16 protein-coding genes are annotated in these 15,693 nt (G+C 35.6%); 6 read left to right on the top strand and 10 right to left on the bottom strand.

The window, feature by feature from the left end:
• Window positions 1-9 precede the first annotated feature (9 nt).
• Window positions 10-753 (top strand): DJ-1/PfpI family protein, encoded by a 744-nt coding sequence (locus DCS95_RS10410; protein WP_116770707.1) that lies wholly within the window; start codon window positions 10-12, stop codon window positions 751-753.
• Here DCS95_RS10410 and DCS95_RS10405 read toward each other — a convergent pair.
• Window positions 740-2,152 (bottom strand): alpha/beta hydrolase, encoded by a 1,413-nt coding sequence (locus DCS95_RS10405; RefSeq protein WP_116770706.1) that lies wholly within the window; start codon window positions 2,150-2,152, stop codon window positions 740-742. The genes DCS95_RS10410 and DCS95_RS10405 overlap by 14 nt on opposite strands.
• A 128-nt stretch (window positions 2,153-2,280) precedes the next feature.
• Window positions 2,281-2,730 carry an Lrp/AsnC family transcriptional regulator gene (locus DCS95_RS10400; RefSeq protein WP_116770705.1) on the bottom strand — a complete coding sequence of 150 codons (450 nt, stop codon included), beginning with the start codon at window positions 2,728-2,730 and terminating at the stop codon, window positions 2,281-2,283.
• A gap of 118 nt (window positions 2,731-2,848) precedes the next feature.
• Here DCS95_RS10400 and DCS95_RS10395 point away from each other — a divergent pair, with 118 nt between their 5' ends.
• From DCS95_RS10395 to DCS95_RS10385, 3 genes are all read left to right on the top strand, one after another.
• Window positions 2,849-3,238: a hypothetical protein gene (locus tag DCS95_RS10395; RefSeq protein ID WP_116770704.1), complete on the top strand. Its 390-nt coding sequence runs from the start codon at window positions 2,849-2,851 to the stop codon at window positions 3,236-3,238.
• 86 nt (window positions 3,239-3,324) lie between these two features.
• Window positions 3,325-4,176 carry a formyltetrahydrofolate deformylase gene (gene purU, locus DCS95_RS10390; protein ID WP_116770703.1) on the top strand — a complete coding sequence of 284 codons (852 nt, stop codon included), beginning with the start codon at window positions 3,325-3,327 and terminating at the stop codon, window positions 4,174-4,176.
• A gap of 34 nt (window positions 4,177-4,210) precedes the next feature.
• On the top strand, window positions 4,211-4,927 hold the full coding sequence (locus DCS95_RS10385; RefSeq protein WP_116770702.1) for a DUF4197 domain-containing protein: 717 nt from the start codon (window positions 4,211-4,213) through the stop codon (window positions 4,925-4,927).
• Window positions 4,928-5,122: 195 nt separating this feature from the next.
• On the opposite strand, the gene DCS95_RS10380 is transcribed toward DCS95_RS10385, so the two are convergent.
• A complete protein-coding gene (locus DCS95_RS10380) occupies window positions 5,123-5,911 on the bottom strand; it encodes an alpha/beta fold hydrolase (protein WP_116770701.1) in 789 nt (262 codons plus the stop codon).
• Window positions 5,912-6,134: 223 nt separating this feature from the next.
• Here DCS95_RS10380 and DCS95_RS10375 point away from each other — a divergent pair, with 223 nt between their 5' ends.
• Window positions 6,135-6,326, top strand: a complete 192-nt coding sequence (locus DCS95_RS10375) for a hypothetical protein (protein ID WP_116770700.1) — start codon at window positions 6,135-6,137, stop codon at window positions 6,324-6,326.
• Here DCS95_RS10375 and pyrF read toward each other — a convergent pair.
• The 6 genes from pyrF to DCS95_RS10345 all read right to left on the bottom strand — a co-directional run bounded on the left by pyrF (window position 6,318) and on the right by DCS95_RS10345 (window position 13,358).
• On the bottom strand, window positions 6,318-7,139 hold the full coding sequence (gene pyrF, locus DCS95_RS10370; protein WP_116770699.1) for an orotidine-5'-phosphate decarboxylase: 822 nt from the start codon (window positions 7,137-7,139) through the stop codon (window positions 6,318-6,320). The two genes, DCS95_RS10375 and pyrF, sit on opposite strands and share 9 nt — an antisense overlap.
• A 3-nt stretch (window positions 7,140-7,142) precedes the next feature.
• On the bottom strand, window positions 7,143-8,219 hold the full coding sequence (gene prfA / locus DCS95_RS10365; RefSeq protein WP_116770698.1) for a peptide chain release factor 1: 1,077 nt from the start codon (window positions 8,217-8,219) through the stop codon (window positions 7,143-7,145).
• A 109-nt stretch (window positions 8,220-8,328) separates the two neighbouring features.
• Entirely contained in the window at window positions 8,329-9,282 is a 954-nt protein-coding gene (locus DCS95_RS10360) for an FAD:protein FMN transferase (RefSeq protein WP_116770697.1), read from the bottom strand.
• A 121-nt stretch (window positions 9,283-9,403) separates the two neighbouring features.
• Window positions 9,404-9,847, bottom strand: a complete 444-nt coding sequence (locus tag DCS95_RS10355; RefSeq protein WP_116770696.1) for a QcrA and Rieske domain-containing protein — start codon at window positions 9,845-9,847, stop codon at window positions 9,404-9,406.
• A 52-nt stretch (window positions 9,848-9,899) separates the two neighbouring features.
• Window positions 9,900-11,078, bottom strand: a complete 1,179-nt coding sequence (locus DCS95_RS10350; RefSeq protein ID WP_116770695.1) for an AIR synthase related protein — start codon at window positions 11,076-11,078, stop codon at window positions 9,900-9,902.
• 93 nt (window positions 11,079-11,171) lie between these two features.
• A complete protein-coding gene (locus DCS95_RS10345; protein WP_116770941.1) occupies window positions 11,172-13,358 on the bottom strand; it encodes a glutamine synthetase III family protein in 2,187 nt (728 codons plus the stop codon).
• Between the two features lie 188 nt (window positions 13,359-13,546).
• Here DCS95_RS10345 and DCS95_RS10340 point away from each other — a divergent pair, with 188 nt between their 5' ends.
• Window positions 13,547-14,563, top strand: a complete 1,017-nt coding sequence (locus DCS95_RS10340) for a glutamine synthetase beta-grasp domain-containing protein (RefSeq protein WP_116770694.1) — start codon at window positions 13,547-13,549, stop codon at window positions 14,561-14,563.
• 86 nt (window positions 14,564-14,649) lie between these two features.
• Here the strand turns inward: DCS95_RS10340 and DCS95_RS10335 are convergent, their stop codons facing one another.
• The gene (locus DCS95_RS10335) at window positions 14,650-15,588 is read right to left on the bottom strand and encodes a calcium/sodium antiporter (protein WP_116770940.1); all 939 of its coding nucleotides are present in this window, start codon (window positions 15,586-15,588) and stop codon (window positions 14,650-14,652) included.
• Window positions 15,589-15,693 lie beyond the last annotated feature (105 nt).

The following is a 15,693-nucleotide window of genomic DNA, read 5'->3' as shown; positions in this document are numbered from 1 at the left end:
TATATCCATATGAAATCTATATACCTCTTATTTCTATTACCGATTATACTAATTAGTTGTAATCAACAAAAAAACGAAAACGAAAAAGCTACTACCAATGAAGTAGTTAGAACACTGCCCGAGCTAAACCCCGAAAATTACAACGTTGCATTTCTTATAATGAACGGCACTTTCAACACAGAATTTACTGCACCGTTCGATATATTTCAACATACAAAATTTAGAGACGGCATAAAGGCGATGAATACCTTTACCGTAGCAAATACGTTAGAACCCATTACCACTTTTGAGGGCGTGCGCATTTTACCAGACTATGATTATACAAAAGATGACCTGCCCACAATTGACATTTTGGTTGTACCAAGTGCAGAACATAGCATGGATAACGACTTAAAAGATGAAGTAATGATTAACTTTATCAAACAGGTAGATAAAAATGCATTGTACGTTACCAGTCATTGCGATGGCGCTTTTCCTTTAGCTAAAGCAGGAATTTTAGACACTGTTGCATCCACTACTTTTCCAAGTGATGTTGAAAATTACAGAGCTATGTTTCCTCATCTTAACATCAAGGACAATGTTCTTTTTGTACATGATGGAAAATATATCACTTCAGCCGGAGGAGCAAAAAGTTTTGAAGCAGCCTTGTATTTATGTGAAGTTCTTTACGGAAAAGAAATTGCAAAGTCGTTAGCTAAAGGTTTGGTAATAGACTGGAATCTAGAAAATGTACCACACCTTACCGTTCAATAACATCATACCTGGCACTTTTTAGATATTTTTCAACCATTTCGTTGAACTCCGGCATAATTCTAAATAGAGCTGTGTGCTCTAGCGAATACAACGAATTTTTATCTGTATAGCCATTTTTAAGCAACTCTTCTAAATAAAAAAGAGCTGTACCATAATTTTCCATTTTAGAACTAATGGAAATTACCTTCAAATATGCATCAAATTCTTTTGGCGAAGTAATAGTCTTCACCATATACAGCAAATTAAGGGCTTCAAAATCTAAATTTTCCTGGGCGGAAACAAAATCAATATTATCTGACACCAATGCATTGATATAACCTCGTAACCTACTAGACATTTGTCGCTCATAAAGGTTGGCGCTCTTATCTAATTTATCTAACTCTTGCATTTGAAAATTCCACCAACCTAAATTTGCATAATTATAAGAGATAACATCTTCTTCTAAATAATAGCTATAATCTTCTTTAGTAAAAGATTCCTTTAAAAAATAACTGTTCTGACTTCTATTGGCTTGTCTATAAATAGTACTTCTTTTCATTGTTTTTTGCGTGGCTTTCAAAGAATCTAATTCCATAAAAGGATTGAAGATTTTTTCCATATCCAATAGCTGATACCTTGCCAAAAGTGGTTTTTGGTCATTTAGATGATTATTGGCCAAGGTTAAAAACCGATTATACGACGAAGTCACCAAACTATCATTTTTTACTATATGACCTTTAGCCATACTTGTTAAAGTCAACATTCTAAATGCATTTACGATTAAGTCACTTTCCGGTAACAAACGTTCACCATCAAAAACAATAAGTTCATTGGGGAATTTTAATTTATTCAGCAGATCCTTACTATTATTCATTTCGGTAAAATTATAATCGGACCTATTTACCAGCCCAACAAATTGAAAAGGCTTCTTTGGGTTCAAAATTTCCACATTCCCAATAGCCGCCCCAATAGAAATTACACCATCTAGTTTACCTATAAAAGTCGGCAGAATGGAAGCGAACATTGCACCGCTACCAAAACCTACCGTATAAGCACGGTTTTTTTCAGTTGGTATAGTACTAAAAACAGAGTTGAACATTCTGTTGGCTATAAGAACATTTTCTGAGATAGATAGTGAATCGCTCATATTATCTGAACTAGCCAAAACATAGCCCTCTTGCTCGGCGGCATTGACCAACATTGACATTGCAGCCTTACCCTTACCCTTAAGGTCCATTACAAAAGCAACAGGCCAAACCTTATTGACCTCAAATTTAGTAGGTAAATAAAGAGAGTAGGTTTCGTTTACCGTATCGTTAACAATAATATTTTCTGAAATAGCACCTCTTAAAAGCCTCAATTCTTGAGAAAATATTGCCGTAGAGGTTAAAACGAAAGTGAGAAGTAGTATTTTTTTCATTATTTAATTTCTATCAAAAATCTAGCCAAAATTATCTAGAAGCATTTACCAAGGTCTAATTACTAGCTAACTTTCATTTTCCATTCATGATTTTATTCCCAAGCTTCAATAAGCGTTTAAGATTAAAATCATTTAATTTTATGCATTGGGGCATTGGAAATCACCTGAGAAAGAACAATATGGGTTCTAGTTTCACCATATTGAATAAGCTGATCAATAAATTTTTCTAGATGAAATTGATCTTTAAGCACCACCTCCATTACAATATTCTCATTACCAGTAATTCTATAACAGTTTATGACTTCTTGCAAGCTTGGCACTACAGCTAAAAAGGGTTTTAATTTTCCCATAAACGCCCTTAACGTAATAATCGCTTTCAACTGATGACCTGTTAATGCATGAGACACTTCTGCCTTGTAACCATGTATAATACCCAGGTCTTCCATTTTCTTTACACGCTCGGCTACAGCAGGTGCCGTAAGCCCTACAGAACGACCAATATTAGCAAAAGATTCCCTTGCATTATCCTGCAATTGTTTCAGTATTTTCCAATTAAGCTCATCTATCTTTGGATTCAAAAGTATTTTTGTTTAATTATTTGTTATCAAAGGTAAAAATACAAATTACGTTTACATTCAATAGAATATTATCAAATAACTAACGTAATTTTATATGACACTAACAATACCCCACACAATGGCATATAGAAGTTTAAAACATCTGCCTATTTACAGAAAAGCACTGGAACTCTGCACAATGAGCAGAGAGATTGCCTCGTACGTTACATTCAATAAAGATTTAATGCGCCTTTGCGAATCAAAAAGTCTTAGGGATATAATGGCCAATTCCATTTTGACGGATTCTATTCTTATACCTCAAAAAATCGCTCAAGTAGAATACTCCAACTGTACTAATGAGCGCAAAGAAACCATTTCGTACATCAATATTATTATAAGAAACATTAACTCTTACTGCATGGGTCTTGAAAAACATGGAGTAAAGGAAACCGAATACATCAACCTGTTAAGAAAAGAGATCAAAAGCTTTAGAAAATCTTACAAGGCTTGGAAAGCTGAACATTCATAATTATCCAAAAAATATTACATAACAACGTTTTATAACAAGTATTTAAAGGATTATGGGCTATTTTTGACTTCAAAAATACCTTACAATTGAAAACAACTATACTAGTTCATTGTCCGGATCAAGCGGGTATTATAAGCACCGTAACCGGATTTATTCATAGAAACCAGGGTAACATTGTATATCTTGATCAGCATGTAGACAAACCTGCCAACGTATTCTTTATGCGTACCGTTGTTGAATTCGAAGATGACCTATCTAATCTAGAACATTTTAAGACTTTGTTTCAAAAGGAGTTGGCTACACCATATAATATGGAATGGAGCTTGCACACCGATGACAAATTACCTAAAATGGCAATATTTGTCTCGAAATATAATCATTGCCTTTATGATTTATTAAGTAGATACCAATCTGGCGAACTGGCTGTAGAAATTCCGTTTATTCTTAGCAACCATAATGACTTAAAGTACATAGCCGATCAATTTGACATTCCGTTTTTTCATGTTCCCTTTACCAAAGCAAATAAGGTAGCTGCCGAACAAGAACAAATAGCGATTCTTGAAAAGTATAATGTAGATTTTATTGTTTTAGCAAGATATATGCAAATTGTGAGCGGTACACTTATCGACAAATACCCTAACAAAATAATAAATATCCACCATTCTTTTTTACCAGCATTTGCAGGAGCAAAACCGTATCATGCGGCATTTAAAAGAGGTGTGAAAATCATTGGCGCAACTAGCCATTATGTAACTGAAGAACTAGATGCCGGTCCAATAATTGAACAAGATGTTACCACTGTAACCCATTCTCACTCTATTGAAGATTTTATTACCAAGGGTAGAGACTTAGAAAAAATTGTACTGTCTAGAGGAGTAAAACTCCATATTGCACGCAAAACAATGGTGTACAACAATAAAACAGTGATATTCTCGTAAATACTAAAGTAAACCCTATTTAAATAATACAATAATGATTAAAAAAATCAGTTTGGCACTTTGCATGCTATTAGCAGTATCGTGTAATGAATTACAGCAAGTTGTAAATCAACTACCTACATCTACAGACACCGTACTTAGCAACGAAACCATTGCCAATGGCTTAAAAGAAGCTTTAGACCAAGGGATAGAAAAGCAAGTAAGCAAATTAACCGCAACTGACGGGTTCTATAAAAACGAATTGGTTAAAATTTTACTGCCCGAAGATTTACAAAAGGTAGATAAGACCTTACGAGATATTGGCTTAGGCAGTTTAGCAGATGAAGGCTTAAAGGTGTTAAACCGTGCCGCTGAAGATGCAGTGTCCGAAGCTACCCCTATTTTCGTAAATGCCGTAAAAGATATGTCTTTTGCAGACGCTAAGAATATTCTTCTAGGAGATAACGATGCTGCAACAACCTATTTAGAAACCAAAACGAATACTGAATTATATGCCAAATTCAACCCCGTAATCAGTGATTCTTTCAAAAAAGTAGGAGCTGATAAAATTTGGAGTTCCATAATCACCAAATACAACACTATACCATTGACCAACAATATTAATCCTGATTTAACGGATTATGTTACCCAAGAAGCACTATCTGGTGTATATAAAATGATCGCTGTAGAAGAGGAACAAATTAGAACACAATTTTCTTCAAGAACTACAGATGTACTTAAAAAAGTATTCGCTCTTCAAGATAAAAAGTAGTTTTTTATACTGAGCTACAATAACTTAAAAAGTTATGCGTTAAAACTTAACAGAACAGTATTAAAGCATTCATTTTCAATTTTTTGAGTTAGTTATTTTTTGAGTTAGTTAGTTAGTAAAAACCGGTGGGAGCATCGGTTTTTGTTATTTTATACTCTTTTAAGCACAGCAATGACGAGTACACTAGTTAGAAAACTAAATTGAGCATTGCCCACTTAAATAGTCTATTACTTTTTCGTTGAAATATCTGGGCTGTTCAACATTTACCACATGACCACAATTTTCAACCACTACCAATTGTGAACTTTTATGTAAGTCTACTATTTTGCGAATACTTGGCAAAAACAAATAATCTTCTTCTCCCATTACGTATAATGTGGGGATATTGATGTCTGCCGACCGAAAAAATCGCAACAACGGATTTATCTCCGACGTCAGCTTAAACCATCTAATAAATTCTTTTTGATATAACTTTTTTGCTTCACGAACAAAAAGCAATCTAGATTCCCTATGATTCTTATTGGGCATAATGATAATTGCAAAGAACTTATACAGCCATAAGTAAGGTATAATCGTTTTAAAAATGATACCTAGTTTCATTAAAATCTGAGACCTTAAGTTCAATTTCATTATAGCACCGCCCATCACCATACTTTCTACACGTTCAGGGTGATTCTCCGCTAAATTTCTTATCAAAATAGTACCCAATGAAATTCCTATAAAATGAGATTTCTGAATATTCTCAAAATCAATTACCTCAACAATATCATTGGTTATAACATTAAACGTATACTTTTCATCGAATACATTCTTTAAACTAGGTTTAGAATTACCATGCCCTCTTAAATCTAACAGTAAAACATTAAAATGCTTTTTAAATTCTCGTATCTGCTTATACCATATAGAAGAACTACCACCTGCACCGTGTACAAATGTGACCCACTCAGTAGCGGTTTTATGATGGTAAGTAATATAGTGGAGCACAGGTTTTCATTTAAAATAAGTTGTAATGTACAATGTATATATTCTTTTTCACAATCTGTTTAAGAATATAAAAATTCAGCAAGTATGCCCATTCAATTAAATTATTCTAGCGGTATTTGTTAAAAAAAAGACATATTACCTATAAATTAGGTGTACCGCTGCACATACACACATCCAAAACCTGAATCTGAACGTATATTTGTAAGAAACTAAAACCAGGATTATGGAAAAGCAATATTGTAAAGTAGGAACAGTAACACCTTTAGAAGCAAATACAGACATGATAAGCCTATTGGAGTATCAATATCAAATGTTTTTAGAGAAAGCATCCACCATTCAATCAAATACGCAATTGGGCGAATTTTTTGAATCGAAAGCACAGAAAATCAAAAAAACTTTAGAAGACTTAGTTTAGTTTATCTAATTCTTTTTTCATCGCTTCTTGTAATTCTTTTGCCTTTTCTCTAGCGGTATCTGCAAAATCCTCCTGGTCAGACGCATAGATAATTCCGCGCGAAGAATTTATAAGTAGTCCGATATCTTTTGTCATACCATATTCGCAAACATCTACCAAGCTACCACCTTGTGCGCCTACACCAGGCACCAACAAAAAGCTGTTTGGTACTATTTCTCGAATTTCTTTAAGATACTCTGCTTTAGTGGCACCAACCACGTACATTAAATTTTCAGAGCCTTTGTAGGTCGTAGAGACAGACAATACTTCTTTATACAATTCTTTATTATCGGTTTTTTTGGTTTGAAAATCAAAGGCACCTTCATTTGAAGTTAAGGCAAGTAAAATAGTATGTTTATCCTTGAACTGTAAAAATGGCTCAACGGAATCTTTTCCCATATACGGGGCAATTGTGATGGAATCAAAATTTAAATCCTCAAAAAATGCCTTTGCATATCTGGTTGAAGTATTCCCAATATCACCACGTTTGGCATCAGCAATGGTGAAAATTTCAGGATAGTTCTTATTTAGGTATTTAATTGTTTTGCGCAATGCAGACCACCCTTGTACGCCATAGGCTTCATAAAAGGCTATATTAGGCTTATATGCCACACATAAATCGTGTGTGGCATCTATAATTGCTTTATTAAACTCAAAAATGGAATCTTCTTCCTCTAATAAAAAAGCAGGAATTTTTTCTAAGTCCGTATCCAAGCCTATACATAAAAACGATTGTTTTTTGTGTATTTGGGCAACCAATTCTTGGGTAGTCATATCTTAAAATATCTCGGAGGCTTCCCTCAATTTTTCGGTATTTTCAACAAAACTCAACTCATCGATTATCTTCTGGATATCTCCATCAATAATATTAGACAAGTCGTACAACGTAAGACCTATACGATGATCGGTTACCCTACCCTGTGGATAGTTATACGTTCTAATTTTTGCAGAACGGTCACCACTGCTCACTTGAGAGTTTCGTTTGGCAGCATCTTCTTCTTGTTTCTTCGCCAATTCCAGATCATACAATCTAGAACGAAGTACTCTAAATGCTTTGTCCTTATTTTTATGTTGAGACTTCTGATCTTGGCACTGCGCAACCAAGCCTGTTGGAATATGCGTTAAACGTACTGCAGAATATGTAGTGTTTACAGATTGCCCACCAGGACCAGACGAACAGAAAAAATCTATACGAACATCTTTAGGGTCTATTTGTACATCAAAATCTTCAGCTTCTGGTAAAACCATAACCGTTGCGGCACTTGTATGTACCCTACCTTGGGTTTCGGTCTGTGGTACTCTTTGCACACGATGAACACCAGCTTCGAACTTTAAGGTTCCATATACATCGGTACCCGATACTTCAAATTGTATTTCTTTATATCCACCACTAGTACCTTCACTAAGATCGATCACATTGGTTTTCCATCCTCTGCCTTCACAATACTTGGTATACATTCTAAAAAGGTCACCAGCAAAAATACTGGCTTCATCACCACCCGTTCCAGCTCTGATCTCAACTACCACATCCTTTGCATCTTCAGGATCTTTTGGTATCAACATCAATTTGATTTCCTCTTCTAGCTTTGGAAGCGAACCCTTAGCCTCTTCCATCTGCATCTTCGCCATTTCTAGCATTTCTTCATCACTGCCATCGGCAATAATTTCCTCAGCTTCGGCAATATTATTGGTAAGCTCTAGATATTCATCTCGCTTATCCATTAAATCTTTAAGGTCTTTATATTCTTTAGTAAGCTTTACATATTTATCTTGGTCAGATATTATGTTAGGTTGGATAATAAGGTCTGAAACCTCATCAAACCGTTGTTTTACTATGTTTAATTTGTCTATCATATGCTTACTTCACTTGTACGGCAAATTTACAATAAAATTACGGACACGCTAAAGTGATTATCGACCTTAGAAATAAAATAAAGAATGTAGTTCTTTGAATGTATTTTACTCAGTTGAGCAGAATGCCATTGCTCTTATACATTTTATTAGCACTATCAACTATAATTACCTCTGTATCCCCAAGTTGATTAATAAGCGCCAGACCAGCATCTAGCCCCATTACAAAAATAGAAGTTGCCAAAGCATCTGATAATTCCGCACTTTTTGCAAATACAGAAACACTATTGATACCAGTAGCAGGAAATCCTGTTTTCGGATTAAGAATATGGGTATATTTCTTATTACCTGACATAATAAAGTTTCCATCACTAGATGTAGTTGCAACAGAAGATTCAAGAATAGGAATCCATGAGGCAATACCTCCTTTTAAATCGGGATTTACCACCCCTATCAACCATTTATCACCGGTTACTTTTGTACCCCAGCTAGTAATATCGCCATCTAAATTCATAATACCGGCTTTAACATCTTTCGACACCAATAAGGCCTTTGCCTTATCTGCAGCAAAACCTTTGCCTATACCTCCAAAGGAGATTCGCATACCCTTCTTACGTAGAAATACGGTTTGGTCTTTACTATTTAAAACAATATTCCTGTATCCTATTCTTGCCTGTCTAGCCTTTACGTTTGCAGTTGTTGGCATGGACTCCATAGAACCATCTAACTTCCATAAATCATTTAAGGGCGTAAAAGTGATATCAAAAGCCCCATTTGTAATCTCAGAGATTTGTATGGATCGCTCTATTAATTTAAAAAGTTCCCAACTTACCGGAACAGGTTTGATACCCGCATTTTTATTGATCAAACTAGTTTCAGATTCCGCATCCCAAGATGAAATGAGTTTTTCAATTCTTTGAACTTCTGCCAAAGCCTCTTGTATGTAAATATACCCCAGCTCCTCATCTACGGAAATTACAGTAATATCGAAATCGCCGCCCATAACTTCGTACGACTTTTTTACCGTAACGTACTTTTTATCTTGACCGTACGTAAAGCAGGTCATCAAAACTATTAATAAAGCACAAATATGTTTCACTTACTTTCTCTACTTGGGGGTCATGTTAATCATTAAAGAATAATAAGTTAGGTTGGAGTTATTGGTTTAAATAGGGTAGTTTAATAGATTATTCAAAGACACGTAGAATATCACCTTCAAGTGAGGTATTATATATTTTTAATGCTTTTGATGTGCTATTAGGAATTTCATTTAATGGCGAGCCCGTTTGTGAAAACTTAGAACCATGCACATCGCAATAAAAAATACCACCTTCTTGATCTATAAACCTTACTTGGTCGTACTGCTCGTGGCTACATATTTGAGTAGCGGCCACAAATTCACCTTCTAAATTTCTAACAACGACTACAAGGTTCTTTAAAATAAATCCGCCATTTTCAGCTAGATTGGAAGCTTCATCAGAAGTAAGATCAATAGTAAAATCTACATCTGTAGGTTGCGCAACAATATCTCCCTCAACTTCATTGTCTTTAGAACAACTGCCCAAACAAGGAAACGTTATAGCAAATGCAGCACCCGCGCCCAGGGTTCTTAAAAATTCTTTTCTTTCCATAGCAAGATAGGTTTATACAAAAAGAACGATTTATTTGCGCTAATCGTATGTGCTAATACACAAAGGTGCCGTACTTGCTTGAAATTGTCAGTTTTTTTGAATCTGATGCCTCTACCCTACCAACAATCTGTGCATTTACCCCAAAACTTTTAGAAACCTCAATGATATCGTTTGCAATCTCTTCCGGAAGGTATAATTCTAATCTATGCCCACAATTGAACACCTTGTACATCTCTTTCCAGTCTGTACCAGACTGTTCTTGAATTAATTGAAAGAGCGGTGGCACATCAAATAAATTATCCTTAATTACATGAAGATTATCTACAAAATGAAGAATCTTGGTCTGCGCCCCACCACTACAGTGAATCATTCCGTGTATTTGATCCGCACTATATTTTGAAAGTATCTTTTTGACAATTGGTGCGTATGTTCGCGTAGGTGATAAAACTAATTTACCGGCATCGATGGGAGAGTTCTCAACAGCATCTGTCAATTTAACATCACCGGAATACACCAAATCTTCAGGTACTTCGGCATCAAAACTCTCAGGAAATTTTTCAGCTAAGTAATTTGAAAAAACATCATGTCTAGCAGAAGTAAGTCCGTTACTCCCCATACCGCCATTATATTCTTTTTCATAATTTGCCTGACCGAAAGATTCTAGCCCAACAATTACATCACCTGCCTTAATATTGGCATTATCAACAACATCACTTCTTTTAAGTCTAGCAGTAACCGTAGAATCAACAATAATGGTTCTAACCAAATCGCCCACATCGGCAGTTTCGCCTCCTGTAGAATGTATGGTAATACCAAATTCAGCTAAATCACCGATTAACTCCTCCGTTCCGTTAATAATTGCAGAAAGAACTTCACCCGGAATTTTATTTTTATTTCTACCTATAGTTGATGAAAGCATAATATTATCTGTAGCACCAACACATATCAAATCATCTATATTCATAATCAACGCATCTTGAGCTATACCTTTCCAGACAGAAATATCTCCTGTTTCTTTCCAATACATATATGCCAAAGAAGACTTGGTACCGGCACCATCTGCATGCATGATCAAGCAATAGTCTTCATCTCCCGTTAAATGATCAGGTACTATTTTACAAAAAGCCTTAGGAAAAAGACCTTTGTCAATATTTTTAATCGCGTTGTGTACGTCCTCTTTAGAGGCAGAGACCCCACGTTGCTGATATCTTTCGCTGCTTGATGTAGACATAATATAAATTTGTGGCAAAAATAAGGGAATCATTAAAACTGTAACCTCTGTTCAGCTTAATATTCCCTCATTTTTAAAAATTATGAATAAGACTTACTCTATAAATAGCAATTCTCTATACTTGGTTAACGGCCATATGTTATTATCCATCAATTTTTCCAATTTATCACTATGGGTTCTAATGTCTGAAAAATAGGGTTTTACATTATAGCAATATGCCTGAGCCTTCTTTTTGGTATCTTTTAATGCGTTAGCCTTTCTTCTAGCATCTGCCATAGCGTCAACCATTTTCTTGATGCTTACTACATGCTCTGCAATTTCTTCTATCATGGTCAATTGCCCTTCGGAGAATTTTTTATGGGCAGCTCCATAAATTTCTTTTAATCCCGATACATTTTTTATCAGCTTATTTTGATATTCCAATGCGGCCGGCACAATAAAACCGTAGACCAACTCATTATACACCCTACCTTCTATTTGTACGTGCATAATGTAATTTTCAAGATCCACTTCATGGCGGGCGTTAACCTCTACCTCGCTCATTACGTTCATAGAGCCAAAAAGGGCAAGACTATCTTTTGAGGTCAACACCTCAAGAGCTTCGGGAGTATTTTTATTATTGCTTAATTTTCTTCTTTTAGCCTCATTTTCCCAATCAATGCTATAGCCATCACCATCAAAACGAATTCTTTTAGATGTTTTTATATATTCACGAAGCACATTAAAAACAGCTTCATCTTTTTTAAGGTTTTTCTTGTCGACAAGCGCATCTACTTCCTTTTTAAAATCCCTTAATTGCTTTGCAACTATTGTATTTAAAATGGTCATGGGTTTGGCACAATTTGTTTTAGACCCAACGCCACGCATTTCAAACTTATTTCCGGTGAATGCAAAAGGAGAAGTTCTGTTACGATCGGTATTATCCATTAAAATTTCTGGAATTTTACCTACTACATTCAACTTAAGTTCCGTTTTTTCCTCGGGAGATAATTTACCTTTAGATACCCCTTCTAACTCATCTAAGACATTACTAAGCTGTGAACCTACAAATATTGAAAAAATAGCAGGTGGCGCTTCATTGGCACCCAGCCTATGATCATTGCTGGCAGATGCAATAGACGACCTTAAAAGCTCCTCATAAGTATCAACGGCTTTAATCGTATTGATAAAGAAGGTTAAAAATTGCAGGTTCTTCATTGGTGTAGAACCAGGACTCAGCAGATTAACACCAGTATTGGTCTGCAATGACCAATTATTATGTTTACCAGACCCATTGATCCCAGCAAACGGCTTTTCATGGAACAGCACTTTAAAATGGTGCTTATCGGCTATTTTATCCATCACATCCATAAGAAGAAGGTTGTGGTCAATTGCCAAGTTCGCTTCTTCAAATACCGGTGCCAATTCAAACTGATTTGGCGCAACTTCATTATGTCTAGTCTTTACCGGTATACCCAATTTTGTACATTCCTGTTCCAAATCGCTCATAAAGCTCAATACACGACTAGGTATAACACCAAAATAATGATCATCTAATTGCTGGCCTTTTGCAGGAGTTTCCCCTACCAAAGTGCGACCGGTCATCATAATATCGGGTCTAGAATGTGCAAGAGCTTTATCTATTAAAAAGTACTCCTGTTCCCAACCCAATGTTGCATTGACCTTTGTAACGGTTTTATCAAAATACTTAGCAACTGCGGTTGCTGCTTCGTCTACCGCTCCCAAAGCTCTTAATAATGGCGCTTTATTATCTAAAGCTTCACCGGTATAAGAGACAAAAATAGTAGGTATACACAATGTAGTACCATAAATAAAGGCAGGAGAAGATGGATCCCAAGCGGTATAGCCCCTTGCTTCAAATGTATTTCTAATTCCACCACTTGGAAAGCTAGAAGCATCTGGTTCTTGTTGAACCAATTGGCCGCCTCCAAATTTCTCTAAGGCCGTACCATCTGGCATAAGGTCAAAAAAAGCATCATGTTTCTCGGCCGTAGAACCCGTTAATGGTTGAAACCAGTGTGTATAATGAGTAGCCCCCATTGTAATGGCCCAACCCTTAATTGCCTCCGCTACTTGATCGGCTATTTTTCTATCTATTTTGGAACCGGAATCCATAGCCCCTTTTAAACCTTCAAAGGCATCTTTGGTAAGGTATTGCAGCATCTTTTTTTCGTTGAACACATTGATACCGAACAAGTCTGACCTTCTACCTTTCTCTTCTATAGCAATAATATTTCTATTTTGACTTTCTGCTATTGCCTTAAATCTCGATGACATCATATCTAAATTCATTATTAATTTGACAAAATTACACTGTATAAATATAAATATGATAAAATACCCGACAAAAATTAGGGGTGTATAGAAATAAATTTAATTTTTACAGATTTACCCCCTTAAAAATTCATACAGATTGATAAAAAACATATTTTTGTTGGTAACTTATTTTAAATTATAACGAGCACATTATGAGCAAAACAAAATTAGAATACATCTGGTTAGATGGATATTTTCCAACCCAAAACATGAGAAGCAAGACCAAAGTGGTTAATGACTTTGGTGGTAAATTAGAAGATTGCCCAATGTGGTCTTTTGATGGAAGTTCAACACGCCAGGCCGAAGGTGGTTCTTCTGACTGTTTGCTTAAACCAGTTGCTATTTTTCCGGATCCTGCAAGAAAGGATGGATATTTAGTAATGACTGAAGTACTTAATGCAGACGGTACTCCGCACGAATCTAATGGTAGAGCTTCTATTGATGATGATGATAATGATTTCTGGTTCGGTTTCGAGCAAGAGTATTTCATTATGGATACTGCTACTGAATTACCTTTAGGTTTCCCAAGAGGTGGTTACCCAGCACCACAAGGTATGTACTACTGTTCTGTTGGTGGTAAAAACACTCACGGTAGACACATTGTAGAAGAGCATGCTGATTTATGTATTGCTGCAGGTCTTAACTTTGAAGGTATTAACCAAGAAGTTGCTTGTGGACAATGGGAGTTTCAATTATTCGCTAAAGGCGCAAAATTAGCTGGTGACGAATTGTGGGTAGCTCGTTACTTATTGGACAGACTTACTGAATCTTACGGATACTATATTGAATACCACCCAAAACCATTAGGTAAAGACATGGATTGGAACGGTTCTGGTATGCACGCAAACTTCTCTAACACTACGTTAAGAACTTGTGGAGACCAAGCAACTTATGAAAAAATATGTGAGGCATTTAGACCGGTGGTTAAAGAACATATTGCTGTTTACGGAGAGTTTAACGACCAGCGATTAACAGGTGATCACGAAACTGCTGCTATTACAGATTTCAGCTTCGGTATTTCTGATAGAGGTGCATCTATACGTATTCCTATCGCAACTGTTGAAAGCGGTTGGAAAGGATGGTTGGAAGATAGAAGACCAGCTTCTAACGGTGATCCATACAAGATTGCAGGTGTTATCGTTAAAACGGTTAAATCTGCTAAAGTATAATACCAAATTAATTGTAGATTATATTAAAAACGCCTTGGATTTTTTCCAGGGCGTTTTTTTATTCCCTAGCGTTAACCATATTCCAATTACCTTATGGTTATATAAATAAAAGCAAAATACATCCCTAAAAGTACCACTCCATCTCTCCAACCCAATCTTAATCCTTTAGGTATAAAAACCAAGGGGAGAACAAGAAAGGAAATACCTAACATCCAAAAGATATCATTTGTTAAAAGCCCTTCATCCATCACAGAAATAGGAGTAATTATAGAAGTAATACCCAATACCGCTAAAAGATTAAAAATATTGGAACCAATTAAATTTCCTAAAGAGATTGCTTTTTCTTTCTTTAATATAGCAATAATTGATGCCGCTAACTCGGGTATACTAGTACCTACCGAAACAATGGTTATTGCAATTACACGCTCACTTACTCCAAATAAAGTGGCAAGACCAACCGCTCCGTTTATTAAAAGCTCAGAACCTCCCCATAGTGCTGTACCACCTAGGCCTAAATATAGGGCTGTCTTATACGTTGGCATCATAACATCTGGCTCGTCTTCAGGATCCACCACCGCTGGCTTTTGAAAGCGCAGCAAATACACCAAGAAAAGAAATAAAAATACCACCATTACAATACCTTCATATTGCTGAAGCACTCCATCAAAATATATAAAGAAGAAAAAAAGTAATGAAGCAAGCATCATTACCGGCCAATCCGTAGTATAAAAACTCTTACTCACTTCTATAGGACTCAATAATATAGTAACAGCAAGTACCAAACCTAAATTTGCAATATTAGAACCCACCACATTACCTAAGGCCAAATCTGGAAAACCATCTAATGCAGCATTTATACTAACAATTAATTCTGGTGCCGATGTTGCAAAAGATACAACGGTCATACCTATTACTATTTTTGGAATCTTAAGTTTCAATGATAAATCGACCGCAGCTTTCAATAACCAGTTTCCACCTGCTATCAATAAAGCTAGTCCGCAAACAATGAATAAAAAATCTTGCATGTAAAACATTTTAACAAATATAGATAGAACATTTTTGCGGGCATATGATATTTGACACCTAATGAAAACTAAAAATTTCGTTAAATAACTATTTTTATAGTTTTA

Origin of the sequence: Maribacter litoralis (assembly GCF_003075045.1) — a bacterium.
GTDB classification, from domain to species: domain Bacteria; phylum Bacteroidota; class Bacteroidia; order Flavobacteriales; family Flavobacteriaceae; genus Maribacter; species Maribacter litoralis.
The sequence above is the reverse complement of the archived record's forward strand: the minus strand, read 5'-3'. Positions and strand labels throughout refer to the sequence as shown.

Excerpts from the sequence above, each read along its gene's own strand:
- DCS95_RS10410 (WP_116770707.1), top strand. The coding sequence starts at position 10 with ATGAAATCTATATACCTCTTATTTCTATTACCGATTATACTAATTAGT.
- DCS95_RS10405 (WP_116770706.1), bottom strand. The coding sequence starts at position 2,152 with ATGAAAAAAATACTACTTCTCACTTTCGTTTTAACCTCTACGGCAATA.
- DCS95_RS10395 (WP_116770704.1), top strand. The coding sequence starts at position 2,849 with ATGGCATATAGAAGTTTAAAACATCTGCCTATTTACAGAAAAGCACTG.
- DCS95_RS10385 (WP_116770702.1), top strand. The coding sequence starts at position 4,211 with ATGATTAAAAAAATCAGTTTGGCACTTTGCATGCTATTAGCAGTATCG.
- DCS95_RS10375 (WP_116770700.1), top strand. The coding sequence starts at position 6,135 with ATGGAAAAGCAATATTGTAAAGTAGGAACAGTAACACCTTTAGAAGCA.
- pyrF (WP_116770699.1), bottom strand. The coding sequence starts at position 7,139 with ATGACTACCCAAGAATTGGTTGCCCAAATACACAAAAAACAATCGTTT.
- prfA (WP_116770698.1), bottom strand. The coding sequence starts at position 8,219 with ATGATAGACAAATTAAACATAGTAAAACAACGGTTTGATGAGGTTTCA.
- DCS95_RS10360 (WP_116770697.1), bottom strand. The coding sequence starts at position 9,282 with ATGACCTGCTTTACGTACGGTCAAGATAAAAAGTACGTTACGGTAAAA.
- DCS95_RS10355 (WP_116770696.1), bottom strand. The coding sequence starts at position 9,847 with ATGGAAAGAAAAGAATTTTTAAGAACCCTGGGCGCGGGTGCTGCATTT.
- DCS95_RS10350 (WP_116770695.1), bottom strand. The coding sequence starts at position 11,078 with ATGTCTACATCAAGCAGCGAAAGATATCAGCAACGTGGGGTCTCTGCC.
- DCS95_RS10345 (WP_116770941.1), bottom strand. The coding sequence starts at position 13,358 with ATGATGTCATCGAGATTTAAGGCAATAGCAGAAAGTCAAAATAGAAAT.
- DCS95_RS10340 (WP_116770694.1), top strand. The coding sequence starts at position 13,547 with ATGAGCAAAACAAAATTAGAATACATCTGGTTAGATGGATATTTTCCA.
- DCS95_RS10335 (WP_116770940.1), bottom strand. The coding sequence starts at position 15,588 with ATGCAAGATTTTTTATTCATTGTTTGCGGACTAGCTTTATTGATAGCA.